Origin of the sequence: Acinetobacter sp. AKBS16 (genome assembly GCF_002899995.1) — a bacterium.
Classification (GTDB): Bacteria; Pseudomonadota; Gammaproteobacteria; order Pseudomonadales; family Moraxellaceae; genus Acinetobacter; species Acinetobacter baumannii.
In genome coordinates this window covers 1-15,189 of the sequence record NZ_POYH01000011.1, presented here as the reverse complement: position 1 = coordinate 15,189, position 15,189 = coordinate 1, and the positions used below count along the sequence as shown (strand labels likewise).

Annotated in this window: 15 protein-coding genes, 1 rRNA gene and 1 pseudogene; 9 read left to right on the top strand and 8 right to left on the bottom strand. The window is 37.7% G+C overall.

Going from position 1 to position 15,189, the window contains the following annotated elements; genetic code table 11:
* The gene (gene dinB, locus C1642_RS01715; RefSeq protein WP_016685781.1) at window positions 1–1,056 is read left to right on the top strand and encodes a DNA polymerase IV; all 1,056 of its coding nucleotides are present in this window, start codon (window positions 1–3) and stop codon (window positions 1,054–1,056) included.
* Between the two features lie 58 nt (window positions 1,057–1,114).
* Here dinB and C1642_RS19075 read toward each other — a convergent pair.
* A pseudogene (locus tag C1642_RS19075) lies at window positions 1,115–1,177 on the bottom strand (hypothetical protein); the annotation flags it as partial.
* A gap of 177 nt (window positions 1,178–1,354) precedes the next feature.
* Here C1642_RS19075 and creB point away from each other — a divergent pair.
* The 5 genes from creB to C1642_RS01690 all read left to right on the top strand — a co-directional run bounded on the left by creB (window position 1,355) and on the right by C1642_RS01690 (window position 5,706).
* Window positions 1,355–2,077 (top strand): two-component system response regulator CreB, encoded by a 723-nt coding sequence (gene creB, locus C1642_RS01710; RefSeq protein ID WP_103235818.1) that lies wholly within the window; start codon window positions 1,355–1,357, stop codon window positions 2,075–2,077.
* Between the two features lie 3 nt (window positions 2,078–2,080).
* Complete coding sequence (creC, locus tag C1642_RS01705; protein ID WP_103235817.1) at window positions 2,081–3,547, top strand: two-component system sensor histidine kinase CreC; 1,467 nt, start codon at window positions 2,081–2,083, stop codon at window positions 3,545–3,547.
* Between the two features lie 75 nt (window positions 3,548–3,622).
* A complete protein-coding gene (gene creD, locus C1642_RS01700; RefSeq protein WP_103235816.1) occupies window positions 3,623–5,017 on the top strand; it encodes a cell envelope integrity protein CreD in 1,395 nt (464 codons plus the stop codon).
* A gap of 56 nt (window positions 5,018–5,073) precedes the next feature.
* The gene (locus C1642_RS01695; protein ID WP_000285049.1) at window positions 5,074–5,277 is read left to right on the top strand and encodes a hypothetical protein; all 204 of its coding nucleotides are present in this window, start codon (window positions 5,074–5,076) and stop codon (window positions 5,275–5,277) included.
* Window positions 5,278–5,352: 75 nt separating this feature from the next.
* Window positions 5,353–5,706: a RidA family protein gene (locus C1642_RS01690; RefSeq protein WP_000116122.1), complete on the top strand. Its 354-nt coding sequence runs from the start codon at window positions 5,353–5,355 to the stop codon at window positions 5,704–5,706.
* A gap of 146 nt (window positions 5,707–5,852) precedes the next feature.
* On the opposite strand, the gene C1642_RS01685 is transcribed toward C1642_RS01690, so the two are convergent.
* From C1642_RS01685 to C1642_RS01670, 4 genes are all read right to left on the bottom strand, one after another.
* Window positions 5,853–6,353 carry a DUF2726 domain-containing protein gene (locus C1642_RS01685; protein ID WP_000291528.1) on the bottom strand — a complete coding sequence of 167 codons (501 nt, stop codon included), beginning with the start codon at window positions 6,351–6,353 and terminating at the stop codon, window positions 5,853–5,855.
* A gap of 313 nt (window positions 6,354–6,666) precedes the next feature.
* Entirely contained in the window at window positions 6,667–9,045 is a 2,379-nt protein-coding gene (locus C1642_RS01680) for a YgiQ family radical SAM protein (protein ID WP_000102049.1), read from the bottom strand.
* A gap of 214 nt (window positions 9,046–9,259) precedes the next feature.
* Window positions 9,260–10,519 carry an esterase-like activity of phytase family protein gene (locus C1642_RS01675; protein ID WP_000039490.1) on the bottom strand — a complete coding sequence of 420 codons (1,260 nt, stop codon included), beginning with the start codon at window positions 10,517–10,519 and terminating at the stop codon, window positions 9,260–9,262.
* A 147-nt stretch (window positions 10,520–10,666) separates the two neighbouring features.
* Window positions 10,667–11,071, bottom strand: a complete 405-nt coding sequence (locus C1642_RS01670) for a helix-turn-helix domain-containing protein (RefSeq protein WP_031978517.1) — start codon at window positions 11,069–11,071, stop codon at window positions 10,667–10,669.
* 81 nt (window positions 11,072–11,152) lie between these two features.
* Here C1642_RS01670 and C1642_RS01665 point away from each other — a divergent pair, with 81 nt between their 5' ends.
* The 3 genes from C1642_RS01665 to C1642_RS01655 all read left to right on the top strand — a co-directional run bounded on the left by C1642_RS01665 (window position 11,153) and on the right by C1642_RS01655 (window position 13,135).
* A complete protein-coding gene (locus C1642_RS01665) occupies window positions 11,153–11,638 on the top strand; it encodes a DUF2938 domain-containing protein (protein ID WP_001098167.1) in 486 nt (161 codons plus the stop codon).
* Between the two features lie 16 nt (window positions 11,639–11,654).
* The gene (locus tag C1642_RS01660) at window positions 11,655–12,221 is read left to right on the top strand and encodes a flavodoxin family protein (RefSeq protein WP_103235815.1); all 567 of its coding nucleotides are present in this window, start codon (window positions 11,655–11,657) and stop codon (window positions 12,219–12,221) included.
* Between the two features lie 305 nt (window positions 12,222–12,526).
* Window positions 12,527–13,135 carry a lytic transglycosylase domain-containing protein gene (locus tag C1642_RS01655; protein ID WP_086231100.1) on the top strand — a complete coding sequence of 203 codons (609 nt, stop codon included), beginning with the start codon at window positions 12,527–12,529 and terminating at the stop codon, window positions 13,133–13,135.
* A gap of 55 nt (window positions 13,136–13,190) precedes the next feature.
* Here C1642_RS01655 and cysK read toward each other — a convergent pair whose 3' ends face one another.
* The 3 genes from cysK to rrf all read right to left on the bottom strand — a co-directional run.
* The gene (cysK, locus tag C1642_RS01650) at window positions 13,191–14,189 is read right to left on the bottom strand and encodes a cysteine synthase A (RefSeq protein ID WP_103235814.1); all 999 of its coding nucleotides are present in this window, start codon (window positions 14,187–14,189) and stop codon (window positions 13,191–13,193) included.
* A gap of 196 nt (window positions 14,190–14,385) precedes the next feature.
* Window positions 14,386–14,928 carry a GNAT family N-acetyltransferase gene (locus C1642_RS01645; protein ID WP_103235813.1) on the bottom strand — a complete coding sequence of 181 codons (543 nt, stop codon included), beginning with the start codon at window positions 14,926–14,928 and terminating at the stop codon, window positions 14,386–14,388.
* 176 nt (window positions 14,929–15,104) lie between these two features.
* Window positions 15,105–15,189, bottom strand: a 5S ribosomal RNA gene (rrf, locus tag C1642_RS01640); the annotation flags it as partial.

The following is a 15,189-nucleotide window of genomic DNA, read 5'->3' as shown; positions in this document are numbered from 1 at the left end:
ATGCGCAAAATCATTCATATCGATATGGATGCCTTTTATGCATCGGTCGAATTGCGAGAACGTCCTGATCTAAGGCATCTCCCGGTAGTTATTTCATCGCATCACCCGCGCGCCGTAATTGCAGCTGCTTCTTATCCTGCTCGTGAGTTTGGTTTACGCTCTGCCATGTCCATGAGCCAAGCAAGAAAACTATGCCCTCAAGTTGTTATTATTGAGCCGAATTTCGAAAAATATCGTGCCATCTCGGCTCAAATTCATAGTATTTTTCAACAATACACTACTCTTATTGAGCCTTTATCTTTAGATGAAGCCTATCTTGATGTCACTGAAAATTTAAAACAAATCGCGAGTGCGACCGAAGTAGCTATGCATATTCGGGAAGATATTTTCAGGCAAACCGGACTGACAGCCTCGGCTGGTGTAGCACCTAATAAATTCTTGGCAAAAGTTGCGTCCGACTGGAATAAACCGAATGGCCTGTTTGTTATAAAACCTTCTCAAGTAGCCAGTTTTATTCAGGACTTACCCTTAAAAAAAATTCCAGGAGTAGGCAAAGTTACCCAAGAAAAGCTCCAACAGCTTGAGTTGCATACGCTAGGTGACTTACAAAAAATTGAAGAAGCTGTTTTAGTTCACCACTTTGGTAAATATGGCCAACAGCTTTATTTATACGCTCAAGGTATCGACAACCGCCCCGTTCAAGCTGAACGTGCCCGACAGCAAATTTCGAAAGAAACCACATTTGATAGTGACTTTACTTTAGCCCAGTGCCAACCCTACTGGCATGGTCTAGCCGAAAAAGTCTGGCAAAGTTTAGAGAAAAAGCAACTGAATGCCCGAGGTGTAAATATTAAGCTCAAACTTAAGAATTTCCAGACTTTGCAACACAGTAAAAGTTTTAAAAACCCAATTCATTCTCAACAAGACCTGATTCAAGTTTTATTCTTACTTTTAAATGAGATGCATATTCCCGAAAACTTCCAATTTCGGCTCATTGGTATTGGGGTTTATCAATTACAAACTAAAGCTAACGACTTTCAGTTGTCCTTATGGTAAGTGTTGTTTTTTTATACAAAAGAACAAGTTTTAAACAAAAACAGTTCCCTTTTGCTTAAAGTTTGAAGTAATCTAATCAGCGCATATTCATTACCCATGTATTTGCAACATGCCAAAGCAACCTTTACTTTCGGCATATCGTCCTGTGATTGGCGTGACGACCAAATCCGAATATTGCAGGGCACAAATGTGCCCTTTATCTTATAAAGAATTATAAAAAATTAATATTACAGCATTTCTCTACCGTATCTTCCGTTAAACTAACTCAATAAAATTACAACATATTAATTAGTTAACCATGATGAGTCCTAAACAAATTTTATGTATTGAAGATGAAGCTGCGATTATTCTTCCTCTACGTTATGCGCTTGAACGTGAGGGCTGGAATGTCAGTTGGGCAAATACGGGGACTCAAGCATTACAATATCTTTCAGAACAAGCTTTTGATTTTATTATTTTAGATATCGGTTTACCTGATCTTAACGGCTTAGAAGTCTGCAAACAACTACGCCAAAAATCTCAAACACCTTTATTATTTCTTACGGCACGAGATGATGAAATTGATAGAGTTGTCGGTTTGGAAATTGGCGCAGATGATTATTGTACAAAGCCTTTTAGTGCAAGGGAAATTGTGGCTAGAATTAAAGCCATTTGGCGTAGAATGGAAGTACAAATACAAAGTAATTCAAGTCAAAATCCAATCTCTCAGGCTGCAATAGTTGCTCCATGCTCGATATGGTCATGCAATCCACAATCTTTGCAAATTCAATATCATGGAAAATCATTACAACTGACGCGTTATGAATATCGATTGTTATTTTTGTTGATTCAACATCCTGAACAAGTCTTTAGCCGTCAGCAATTAATGGATCATATTTGGGAACATCCTGAGCATAGCTTAGAACGCACAGTCGATACGCATATTAAAAGTTTAAGGCAAAAACTAAAACAAATTACCCCTGATAATGATCCTATTCGGACGCATCGAGGGTTCGGATACAGTCTAGTGAAGTTAGGTTAATCAATGTCCATCTTTATCCGCATTTGGTTTTTCTTTAGCTTAGTGGTGGTACTGAGCCTAAGCTTTATTGCTTATACATTAAACCAACAGGTCAAACCAAATGTCCGCCAAGTGGTCGAAGATACACTTGCTGAAAATACCAATATTATTGCCCAACTGATTGCAGAAGATGTAGCACAAAAACAAGTTAGTACGCCCGAATTTGATCAAAAAATTCAAGCAGCATTATCTCGCCAACTGAATGCTACAATTTGGCAGCATAAAAAAGATGAAATTAATCAACAACTTTATATAACAGATCAGCACGGCATAGTAATCTATGACTCAGAAGATCAAGCCATTGGGCAAGATTATTCAAAATGGAATGATGTTTATTTAACCCTACAAGGTAAGTACGGTGCACGTTCTACTGCAACCACACCTTATGACCGAAACAGCAGTGTAATGTATATCGCTGCGCCGATTATCTACAAACACCAATTAATAGGTGTGGTCAGTATTGGTAAGCCAAATCAATCCGTGCAACCTTATATTACACGTGCAGAACGTCAACTGATTTATCAAGCGCTGTGGATCGCTGCACTCAGCTTATTACTTGCAAGCATGGTGGCATATTGGTTAAGACACAGTATTGATAAAGTACGTCGTTATGCTCAAGCACTAGCACCTGTCAATCAAGCTCCATTTTTCTATTCTGCAAAAGAGCTGAACCAAGTGACTCAAGCGCTCAGTGAAATGCGAGAGAAACTAGAAGATCGTGCTTATGTCGAAAATTATGTAAATACTCTGACCCATGAATTGAAAAGTCCACTCACGGCGATTCAAGCCAGTGCAGAACTATTACAAGATGATCTGCCCTTAGAAGATCAACAACAATTTGCTGCACATATTGTTGAGCAAAGTCATCGCTTGCAATCTCTCATTGAACGAATGCTGTTGCTGACACGCCTAGAGAAGAATCAGCATGTTTTAGAATTCCAAAATGTTGATTTATTAAAACTAATTCGAGATTGTTTGACTCAACAACACAGTATTTTTCAAATTAAACAAATTCAAATAAAGCTGAATCTTCCTGAAGATTGTACAATTTATGCTGATCCCTTTTGGCTTAAACAAGCCATCAATAATCTATTAGATAATGCAAGAGACTTTTGCTCTGAACAAGGTCTTCTCACCATTCAAGTCAGGAAAAATACTGTCACTGATGGCATTGAAATTCTGTTATTCAATGAAGGTGAAGCCATTCCTGAATATGCCTTAAATCGTGTCTTTGAAACCTATTTTTCATTACCACGTCCGCATAACCAGCAAAGAAGTACAGGTATCGGACTAAGTATCGTGCAGCAGATTATCCAACAGCACCAAGGTCATATCACTATTCAAAATATCCCTGAAAATTATTTGGATTTTTTAAAGCAACACAAATCGGGGGTATTGCTAAAAATTTTACTTCATCAAAACTTCACATAAGCTTCAACTGCAACTCATTTAAAACGCATATCGATTCGAGACACTGGTCATATCAGAATGACAATGGAATCCACTATGCGTAGAAACTTTATCAATCTTAAAATAGGAGCGGTTTTATTCCTAATTTTGATTTTTTATATTGGCCTCTTTTTTATTTCAAGCTTGGTAGATGAACGCCAAAGCTATCAACAACAAGTAATTCAAGACATTGCAAAAGAACAAATTCGCCCCCAACAAGTGATCGCACCATATTTAAAAATCCCTTATCAAGTTCAAACCATATGTACCGATGAGCAAAAGAAAACTTACGCTTGTATCCAAACATTATTTGTCACCCTAGGGGCAGAATCAACGGACTGGAAAGCTCAGTTTAAAGTTTCTGATAACACTTACAAACGCAATATGTATAAAGCAATTAGCTATCAAAATCACATGTTAGGTAAAGGTGTATTTAAAGGCACAATGCTTGAATCACAACGCAACTATCTTTGGGATCAAGCTGAAATCATTTTTCCTATCCAAGATGCTCGCGGTCTAAATACCAAACCAATATTTAATATTGATGGAAAAAATTATAAATTTGACTTTTCTGCACAAAGCCAAGGTCAACATGGCTTTGATCTTCTTCATATCACCAGCAAGCAATATCCTGAACTGATCCTAAAATTGCAAAAAGGTTTTAGCTTTAGTCTGCAATTTGATTTAGAAGGTTTAAGCGAATTTGCCTTTGTTCCAACCAGTTACGAGATGACCTACCAAGCTAAAGGCAATTGGGGAGATGTCAAATACGATGGTCAAAGTTTGCCTTTTAAGAAACTGAGCAAAAAACAATTCTTTGAAGCTGACTGGAAAAATATTGCTTTAGGGAAACGTAATTTAGATCGTCTCTCAACCTGTGCAAATAGTCAGTGTTTTTACCAAGCTGTAAATACTCAAAGCAATCTGATCAGTAATGTTGACGCTGCTTATGCTGCTTCAAATACATCTTCAAACAACATTTCTGGTATTTCAACGCAGTTTTTAGAACCCGTTAATATTTATACCCGAACTGATCGTGCCATCAAATATGGCATTATGGTGATCATTATTACCTTTGGTTGCTTCTTCTTATTTGAAGTATTGAAAAGTCTTAAAATTCATCCTATTCAGTACGCTCTGGTGGCTATGGCACAAGGTGTATTCTTTGTTTTGCTTTTATCTATAAGTGAATATTATGCTTTTGGCCTAGCCTACCTCGTTGCGGCAGTTGCATGTATTGGCTTGATTACTTGGTATTTATACTTCGTCGTTCAAGGTTTTAAAGCCGCTATACTCTTCGGTGTTTTGCTCAGTGCTTTATACGGCATGATGTATCTATTACTACAATCCAGCGGCAAGACCTTCCTTTTTGGCTCTATTCTTTCGTTCATACTAATTGCATGTGTCATGTACATCACACGCCATGTTAATTGGTATCAGTCCGAACAATAGCGCATCTAAATCTATCGGATAAAGTTAAATTTTTATATTTAAATTAGGATCTTACCATGTATCAAACGACCAAATCAGCTTTAAGTCAACTCAAACAATTGTGTCCAAATCAAAGCTCCGTTGCAGCTTGCTTGAATCAGCTTCGGCGCGCCAAAATCCAATTTTTAAATTTAGGTAATATTATTGTTTGCCCACAATATCGCTCTATTCTTATTTTCAAACAGCGTAAATTAATGGAAATAGAAACTTTTTCAGCCTAATTTAAAGAAATTTACACTGCATTAGAATTGTATCAAGTACAATCTTTTCTATCGTTTTTATATCAGGTAAAACTTATGTCTGTGCAGCGTTTACACGTAACTTCAAGATATTGTGAAGTGGCGATTTCAGGTAATTTAGTCCATTTAGCAGGGCAGCTCGCTGATGACACCAGTGTGGATATTACAGCGCAAACTCAACAAACTTTGGACAATATTGATCGCTTACTTGCTGAAGCCGGAACCGACAAAAGTCATATCCTGTCTGTCATGATTTTTCTAAAGGATATTGATAAGGACTATGCAGCCATGAATACAGTATGGGATGCGTGGATTAGCAAAGAGCATCCACCTGCTCGTACTTGTGTTGAATCTAAACTTTATGCACCTGATGTACTTGTAGAAATGACCGTTGTTGCGGTACTTCCTTAATTCTTATTAATTTTAATTAATAAAAAAACTGAGCAAGATCATGATCGATATTGCTCATTTTTTATACTTTTAAAGTTGATAATATCAGCATTTTTTAAAATCTTATTTAATGAGGCTTAAAATTAAATCACTGTAAGACCTAATTTTTAAGACTTTACAAAAGCATTTGAAATTCTTTCTAGCTGAGGCGTTGCATGTAAAGTTGCCATCTCTGATTCAGGGGTCAATAAGTCTCTTCTTAACTCATGATAATCTGGCACAGTGCTGTAACTTAATACACGATAGCCCGCAAGCTGTAATAAACGGCGCTCATATTGTTGATGTGCTCGGCGTAAACCACTTTCTTCAAGCATAACCACTACAACAACCTGATAATTTTGATCAAGCACAACAAAGTCAGCTGTCATATTTTGATATTTGCGACGAGTGTGAGCATATTTCGTTGTTAATAATGCATCAAATGAAACATGAGCTAACACAGTAAATTTAGGCAATACTGTCTGTAAACGAGTTAATGTCATTTGTTCATGACTACTTAACACGGCACGGCGCTTTAAAGCACTGTCTTGTTGATGCTTTCTTGAGAGGCTTTTCGCCGCCATAACAACGGTCAAAAATAGTAATAAGATTGTAATTAAATAGTACATGGGTCCATCCTTTAAGTTTTTTATAATGATTTTGCTAGATCACGCTTTGTTTTAATTGATAACGACACAGCCGTTCTTTAAAAGGTTCACTTAGTAATTTCACTTGTAGTTATCAAGCTTGGCTTAAATTTAGCCACCCTCACATTATTTATAAACACAGACTCAGCAACAATCAAGTGCAGCTCGTCAGATTTTTAGGATTTATCATTTTTCATTACACTTTTTACATAAAAAATGCTCAGAAATCTCACCATATGATTTATCCACTCACTTTAAAAATAAAAAAGGCTCTTAAACAGAGCCTTTTTTATCGTTATCCACGAGCTTTTGATTTTGGTTTACTTTTACCACCAAATGGTCTCTTTTCACCTGTCTCACGAGGTGGTAGACCCGTATGTTGAGTCAGTACCTGCCCTTTTTGAGGTCGTTTATGCTGATTTTTATTTTGAACTGTTTGCCCTGAACGCTTCACTGAATCGCCCGCAACAGTCGAGTTCTTCTTACGTGCAGATTTATATTCTCCTTCCGCCCCTTTCGGTTGATAAGTTGGAATTAAATGTTGCTTTGAATTACCAATTAAATCAGCGCGGCCCATTTCTTTAAGTGCTTCACGAAGTAATGGCCAGTTATTTGGATCGTGGTAACGTAAGAATGCTTTGTGCAGACGACGGCGTTTTTCACCTTTTACAATGTCCACATTTTCAGTGTAACGCGCCACTTTTGCGAGTGGGTTTTTCCCTGAATAATACATGGTTGTCGCAGTTGCCATCGGTGATGGGTAGAACGTCTGTACCTGATCGGCACGGAAACCATTCTTCTTCAGCCAGATCGCAAGATGCATCATGTCATAATCAGAAGTACCTGGGTGTGCAGCAATAAAGTAAGGAATTAAATATTGCTCTTTTCCTGCTTCTTTACTAAAGCGATCAAACATTTGTTTGAAACGGTCATACGTACCAATACCCGGTTTCATCATCTTAGATAAAGGGCCTTGTTCAGTATGCTCTGGTGCAATTTTTAAATAACCACCAACGTGATGTTGTACTAGCTCTTTGACATATTCAGGGTTCAATACAGCAAGGTCATAACGTAATCCCGACCCAATCAGAATCTTCTTCACCCCTTTAATCGCACGTGCTTTACGATAAAGCTGTACTAAAGGTGCATGGTCGGTATGCAAGTTTTGACAAACACCCGGATATACACAAGAAGGTTTACGACAGTTCTTCTCAATTTCAGGGTCTTTACAATGCAAACGGTACATGTTTGCTGTTGGACCACCTAAGTCTGAAATAATACCGGTGAAGTTCGGCGCTGTATCACGAATTTTCTCGATCTCACGTAAGATCGAATCTTCCGAACGGTTTTGGATAATACGGCCTTCATGTTCTGTAATCGAACAGAATGTACAACCACCAAAACAGCCACGCATAATGTTGACCGAGAATTTGATCATATCAAATGCAGGGAAACGCGCATCTCCATATGCAGGATGCGGCAAACGTGCATATGGCAAATCAAATACATAATCCATTTCCTCTGTGGTTAGCGGAATTGGAGGTGGATTGATCCAGACATCACGCTCACCATGACGTTGAACCAAAGCACGTGCATTACCCGGGTTGGTTTCAAGGTGCAAAATACGGTTTGCATGTGCATAAAGCACTTGATCATTTGCCACTTCTTCAAAAGAAGGTAAACGAATTACAGCCAATTCTCGCGGAGGTAACTTGTGTTTAATCGCTTTTGACTGAGCAGGCTTTAGCTGAACAATCTGAGTATTTTCATCAAGTTGGTCGCCTTCACGTACAATCGGATTTGCAACAATTTCTTTTTGAAAACCTTGATATTGAGCTAGTGTGTTGCCTTTATCTTTCTCAATTTCACAACCATCAATATCTTCAGTCATGACATAGGGGTTAATAATTGGGTCAACACGCCCAATCGTATCTACATCATTACTGGCAATTTCAACAAATTTTGCTTTAGCCGCTTTGTTATGTTTATTAATAATAAATGCTGTACCACGAACATCTGTAATCTCGTGGATTTTTTCACCTTTAGCCAAACGGTGCATCACATCAATAATGGCACGTTCACCATTACCATACATAAGCATATCGGCTTTTGAATCCATCAAAATTGAACGACGGACTTTGTCTGACCAATAATCATAGTGCGCAATACGACGTAAACTACCCTCAATACCACCTAATAGTACAGGTACATCTGGGAATGCTTCACGACAACGTTGGCAATAAACCGTTGCCGCACGGTCAGGACGTTTATTTGGTTCATTGTTTGGAGAATATGCATCATCCGAACGGATTTTACGATCTGCCGTATAGCGGTTGATCATCGAATCCATATTGCCCGCAGTCACTCCCCAAGCAATCGTTGGCTTACCCAATACACGGAAACTTTCAACATTGGTCCAGTCTGGCTGCGCGATAATACCTACACGGAAACCTTGCGCTTCAAGTACACGTCCAATCACACCCGATACAAATGATGGATGATCAATATAAGCATCGCCACAGACTAAAATAAAGTCACACGCATCCCAGCCGAGTTGGTCCATTTCTTCTCGTGACATCGGCAAAAATGGCGCTGGTTCAAAACACGACGCCCAATATTTGTCGTAATCAAACAACGCTTTTGGCGCAGTTTGCATAGTATAAGCGGTAGACATGGCTTGCGAATCTCGGCTAGCAGATGGAGGAGAGACATCTAAAGATGAAAGCCGATCATTTTAACATGAATTTCATTCATTTTCCTTGTTTATAAAACACGCGAAAACAACAATATAGAAATTAATTTGATTAAAGTTTACTCAATATTTTATTCTTAGATTAAATACGGCGGAATAAAATCCGCCGCAGATCGAACTCATTTATTTATATGACTTAGAAGAGAGCTTTTGGTAAACGAATCTGAATAATCTCGTTATCATCGGCCAACTTTGCATTACGTCCCGTCGACCCAGGGAAGTTATTATCATTGAAAACCGTCAGTGTTGTACCATTTTCAATAATTACATCTTCAATGGTTTCAAATGGGAAGGCAAAAACCTGTCCCGTACCAATATCCCCTGCTCTAGCTGTGCCATACAACATATTCGGGTTAGCAATTTTAATTAAATCGACTAAGTCTTCGCGGCTGACCAGCTGGCCTGACTCAATTAATTTAATACGAATTAATTTTTTATAGCCGCCTAAATTATTCTGCGTGGCATCACGTTCAATAATAATACCCTCATTATTATTAAAAAGTTGGAAATCACCAATATTGGTTGCTTTACTGTCTAACTGGAACCAATAATATTTTCCTGTATACGCTTTTTTCTTCAGGTCAAATTGAGAAATCAGCAACTGTCTTTCTGTTTCCCGAATTGATTTAATTGGCTTTTCTATAAGCGGATAGAGATACTGCCCATCTGGCGAAATCGCCATTCCTTCAAAACCGCCACTTTGTTGAACAAGAGGTTCCACAAAATTAATTTGTGCTTTATTAAATTGATTTTGTGGTGAACGTAATTCTTGAGTTGGATTTAATGGATTTGGTAAAGGAATCGGAGCGTCTAAAAGTACACCATCTGCTGAGAAATGGAGTAAATATGGACCAAATTCATCTCCAATCCAGTAAGTCCCATCACTAGTACGCTGCATCGACTCTGGGTCAAAATCAGCACCCGTTAATAAACGCTCAGGTGTATTACCATTGATGATATTAAATGGAATTAATTTATTCGGATCACGCAGTTGGATAAAACTTTGTACAGTAACTTGACCGGTGCCTTTAGTTTTAGTTTTGAAATCAGGCTTTATTTTATAAATACGAAGTAAAAAGTCTGATGAATTATCTTGAGTGCCAAAACCGTTATCGGCCATTGCCATATAACTGCCATCTTCATTTTTTAATGCTGCAGAAAATCCCTGTACAGGTTGACCTTTAAACGGAGGATAAATTCCATTTGCACCTTTCACATATGCCCCTGAGTCTGGTCCAGCAGCATAAGTTTCTACAGGTAACTTAGCAAAAGAAATTAGAGTTGGTTCGGTAACGTTTTCAGTAGGCGAAGTTTGATCTTGATCGTTATCATCGTTACATGCCGTCAATCCTAAACTGGCACAGCATAATAATGCGATTAAAGTTTTTTTGCTCATGATTTTATACAGTTGGTAAAAAATTAAGCAAATTTAATCAAGCTTGTATGAAGTTTTTGCTTCAAAAATATGAAATCTTTATGGCGAAAATATGACAAGCCTATTGTTTAGCACCCAATACAAAACTGAACTTATTAGTAAAGCTAATTAAAGTTTTGTTGGCTGATATTCTCCAGCAATTGCTGCTTTTAAAAATTTTTGGAAAGTGGGACATTCCATATGATTTTCAGCAGGACATACAGCAGCGTGTTCTAATCCCTGGCTGATAAAATGCAATCGCTTTGCCATTTGCTCTAATTGTTCAGCTTTATCTTTTAGTTTTTGACGGTCAAGATCAGGCTTACCATCTTGCCCAAACATTGTAGCAATTTCATTTAAAGAAAAACCTGCAGCACGACCTAAAGCAATTAATGCCAGTTGATCAATTACTTGTTTGCCATATTGTCGACGTAAGCCCTGCCGTCCTATCGATTTAATTATTCCTTTCTCTTCATAAAAACGTAGGGTAGCCGTTGTGACTTTTGCCTTCTTAGCGACTTCACCAATATCCATAACACCCTCTTGACTTCAAGTGAACTTTAACTTGCACAATAAATTTATCACGTTTCATACGTATAAAAGCAAGGTGTAAAAATGAATACCTCCACTCTGTTCTTTCAAGCTTTATGTCTTGGTATTGGTGCAACCATCGTTATGGATATATGGCTATTAATACTAAAAATATTTAAGGTCCCGACTTTAAACTTTGCCTTTCTTGGACGTTGGGTGGGCTGGATATTTCAAGGAAAACTCGTCCATCAATCTATTGCTAAAAGTCCCCCAATGAAAGGGGAATATTTATTAGGCTGGATTGCTCACTATAGTGTCGGGATTATCTTCGCACTGAGCTTTCTTTTAATTGTAGGTTCGACTTGGCTCGACCACCCTCAGTTTTACTCAGCACTACTGTTTGGTTTGGTCACCGTTCTCATTCCTTTTTTTATTATGCAACCAGCTATGGGTAGTGGTTTTGCCTCATCAAAAACACCTCATCCTTTTTTGAACTGTCTGAAAAGTTTGCTGAACCATAGTGTTTTTGGCTGTGGTTTATATCTCATTGCAAAACTATTTCAAATTTAAATAAAGGGAAATTTCCATGAAAAATGTTGCCATTATTTACCATAGCCGCCAAGGCCACACTCAATTTATTGCTCAGCAAATTCAAATTGGCGTCTTAAGCCATCACAATATTAAAGCAGATTTACTCAATGCCGAGGATCTTATCGAGCGCCCAGGAGTTCTTATCCAATATGACGGATTAATTTGGGGATCTCCCACTTATTTAGGTGGTGTATCTTCCAAGTTAAAACAGCTCATGGATGCAACTGGTCCATTATGGAAAAAACAAAGTTTTAAAGGAAAATTAGCGGCTGGGTTTACCGTTTCATCTCTTCCTGCTGGTGATAAACAATCCACACTAATTTCAATTTTTACTTTTTGCATGCAACACGGCATGTTATGGGTAGGTAACCCAATTCTACCAGAACAGCATCAAGGTGTTGCCTATACACAAGCAGCTAACCGACTCGGTTCATGGTCAGGTTTAATGGTTCAGGCTGAACATGCTAGTAATGCAGATGGTTTTGATGAAGGAGATATTAAAACTGCTCAACAATTTGGTGAAAATTTTGCATTGACCTTAAATGCTTATCAAGGGACTTAACACCATAGTTGAAAAATACCTGTAAGTTAAAACGTACAAAATTTGGGGTTATTAACGGATATTCAACTTGAGTATTTTTTCATAACATATAAATCATAGAGAGACAGGAAGTCTCATTGAAGAAGAATAAGAACGCAGGAAGCGGTAGCTGACAGGAGTTAGCTACATAAAGCTGAATACGAAGAAACCTCGACAGGATGTCGGGGTTTTTTCATTTCAATAATACAAAAATCTTACTTTCTGGTTGGGCTGAGCAACAGAACTTATATTGATCCGATAAGTACGGCTAAATACCATCATTTCATTTGAAATTTGATTATTGGTTTTGTATTTTGCTTACCTCATCTTTAGCTCAAGATCATTTTGCACCAACACAATTACAGCGCCTTAGTCTCAAATTTTTTATTATTGCGTTGATGACAATAATGACGGGATGTACAAGTTTAGGCCCTAATAGCGGTTCATTTTCTTGGCGCTCAAGTAAGCTTTCGTCTGGCTTACAAAAAGCTTATTCCGTTCCGCCAAGTACAGCGAATCGCCTATCTCCAATGATTATTCAAAGCGCTGATAGATATAATGTTCCACCGCTTTTATTGGCAGCCGTGATCAGGCAAGAGTCTAGCTATAATAGTAATGCTCGCTCTCCCACCGGGGCTATTGGGTTAACACAAATTATTCCCAGTTATTGGCAACAAACTTGTGCTGGTAACTTGTATGATGAATCTACCAACATCCAATGTGGTGCTTATATTTTAAATCATTACTATCAGACAGCAGATAGCTGGTTCAAAGCGACAGCATATTATAATGTTGGTCCAACAGGATATGAACGAAGTTTCTGGACACGCCACAAAGCAAAAAAATATGCTCGATCTGTGAAACGTCATCAGAAAACTTTAAAAAGTGCTTTATAAATTAAGATTAAATAAAAAAGCCCATTTATTCATGGGCTTTTTTATATGGTTAATTTTATTCGTCAAATAAACCTTCAAATAAAACAGAAGATAAATAGCGTTCCCCACTATCTGGAAGAATAACAACAATTGTTTTACCTGCATTTTCAGGACGTTCTGCAATTTTAGCCGCTGCTGCCAATGCAGCACCACTTGAAATACCCACTAAAATACCTTCTTGGGTGGCACACTTTCTCGCCCATTGAATTGCTTCTTCACTACTCACTGGTAAGACTTCATCAACCAGATCTAAATCAAGATTCTTTGGAATAAAGTTTGCTCCAATTCCCTGAATTTTATGCGATGCTGGTGTAATGTTCTCACCTTTTTTTGTTTGAGTAATAATTGGAGACTCAGCAGGTTCAACTGCTACTGAGTACAATGGCTTATTCTGAACTTGTTCAAAATAACGAGAAATACCCGTAATCGTACCTCCTGTACCTACACCAGCTACCAAGATATCAACTTGCCCACCTGTTGCTTGCCAGATTTCTGGTCCAGTCGTATCAACATGAATTTGTGGATTAGCTGGGTTTTCAAACTGTTGTGGCAAGAAATAAATTTCTGGCTGTTCAGTTGCTAATCGCACAGCTTCATCAACTGCACCTTTCATTCCCTTCGCTGGTTCTGTTAGGACTAAATTGGCACCGAGTGCTTTTAACACTTTTCTACGCTCAAGGCTCATGCTTGCAGGCATAGTTAAAGTAATGGAATAACCTTTTGCCGCCGCTACGAACGCCAAAGCAATACCAGTATTACCACTGGTTGGTTCAACAATATGCATGCCTTCTTTTAGCACACCACGTTTTTCCGCATCTGCAATAAGCGCCGCCCCGATACGACATTTCACAGAAAAAGCTGGGTTACGACTTTCTACTTTGGCTAAAACGGTTGCGCCCGTTTTAATCAAACGGTTAATACGTACTAAAGGTGTATTACCAATAGCTTCGGCATTATTTGAATAAACTGCGATACCTAAATTATTGGGTGTTGGGAATTGTGGATCAGTAGACATGTTATATCCTTATTAGATTTGGAATGATTCTGAATCATTATAGGCTTGTCAGTTAAACAAGAAAGTAGAAAAAGTGAAGTAAAATAAAAAATGGAATTTACATTAAAAATAAAATATATAAAATCAAATACTTACAATATATAGTATCCAATCTAAAGTAAGCTTCCGCTGCAGCATTAAAGCCCAAGTATAGTTGCTACCAAAGTTCACCTTCTCGCCAATCTGCACAAATAGTATCCTCTTCTGAACTATTTGATAGCTGGTCTTTCATCTGAATATTTAAAGGATATAGCATAATTTCATACTCATCCGTTAGATAACTACAAGTGTTTTGTTTGATAGATAAATTTCCTTTCCAAACAGTCCATCCTAATCTTTCATAAAATGCTTCATCTTCTGGTTGTAATGCAGCAAGCCCATATTCCACATGAGTTAATGTCTCTACTAAATATTTTAATAATTGTGTTGCAAGCCCCTTACCTCTCATCGTGTAATCAGTGGTCACATACTCTACATAAGCAGTTTTCACATCGGAACTACCATTTATGGTAAAAACTCTATCCGTCCATAAGGCATGTGAGACAATTTGATTGTTTAATATACCGACGACATGAATAACTTTTTGCATAAAAGCATATTGAGTCCAAGGATCTTCATCAAAAGCAGAAAAACATAAATCAGCAATCTGATGACGTTGATTTCTATCTAGATCTTGGGCTGCGATAATTTTGAACTGCATAGATGAAAACTCAATTTGAACTATTTATAGATTAAGCAAATATTGGAATATTATGAAATTATTCTTTATTCCATTATTTTAGTTTTAATAATTCTTCAAATAATTCTCTATTGATTGATTTCTTAATATAAAAAAACACCCCAACCTCTTTTGAGATTGGGGTGTTTAGAATAATGAGCTGGCGATGACTTACTCTCACATGGGTAATCCCACACTACCATCAGCGCTAAGAGGTTTCACTTCTGAGTTCGGGAAGGGATC

What these genes read in the sequence shown, in the direction of transcription:
- dinB (WP_016685781.1), top strand. Translation starts at nt 1, where the DNA reads ATGCGCAAAATCATTCATATCGATATGGATGCCTTTTATGCATCGGTC.
- creB (WP_103235818.1), top strand. Translation starts at nt 1,355, where the DNA reads ATGATGAGTCCTAAACAAATTTTATGTATTGAAGATGAAGCTGCGATT.
- creC (WP_103235817.1), top strand. Translation starts at nt 2,081, where the DNA reads ATGTCCATCTTTATCCGCATTTGGTTTTTCTTTAGCTTAGTGGTGGTA.
- creD (WP_103235816.1), top strand. Translation starts at nt 3,623, where the DNA reads ATGCGTAGAAACTTTATCAATCTTAAAATAGGAGCGGTTTTATTCCTA.
- C1642_RS01695 (WP_000285049.1), top strand. Translation starts at nt 5,074, where the DNA reads ATGTATCAAACGACCAAATCAGCTTTAAGTCAACTCAAACAATTGTGT.
- C1642_RS01690 (WP_000116122.1), top strand. Translation starts at nt 5,353, where the DNA reads ATGTCTGTGCAGCGTTTACACGTAACTTCAAGATATTGTGAAGTGGCG.
- C1642_RS01685 (WP_000291528.1), bottom strand. Translation starts at nt 6,353, where the DNA reads ATGTACTATTTAATTACAATCTTATTACTATTTTTGACCGTTGTTATG.
- C1642_RS01680 (WP_000102049.1), bottom strand. Translation starts at nt 9,045, where the DNA reads ATGTCTACCGCTTATACTATGCAAACTGCGCCAAAAGCGTTGTTTGAT.
- C1642_RS01675 (WP_000039490.1), bottom strand. Translation starts at nt 10,519, where the DNA reads ATGAGCAAAAAAACTTTAATCGCATTATTATGCTGTGCCAGTTTAGGA.
- C1642_RS01670 (WP_031978517.1), bottom strand. Translation starts at nt 11,071, where the DNA reads ATGGATATTGGTGAAGTCGCTAAGAAGGCAAAAGTCACAACGGCTACC.
- C1642_RS01665 (WP_001098167.1), top strand. Translation starts at nt 11,153, where the DNA reads ATGAATACCTCCACTCTGTTCTTTCAAGCTTTATGTCTTGGTATTGGT.
- C1642_RS01660 (WP_103235815.1), top strand. Translation starts at nt 11,655, where the DNA reads ATGAAAAATGTTGCCATTATTTACCATAGCCGCCAAGGCCACACTCAA.
- cysK (WP_103235814.1), bottom strand. Translation starts at nt 14,189, where the DNA reads ATGTCTACTGATCCACAATTCCCAACACCCAATAATTTAGGTATCGCA.
- C1642_RS01645 (WP_103235813.1), bottom strand. Translation starts at nt 14,928, where the DNA reads ATGCAGTTCAAAATTATCGCAGCCCAAGATCTAGATAGAAATCAACGT.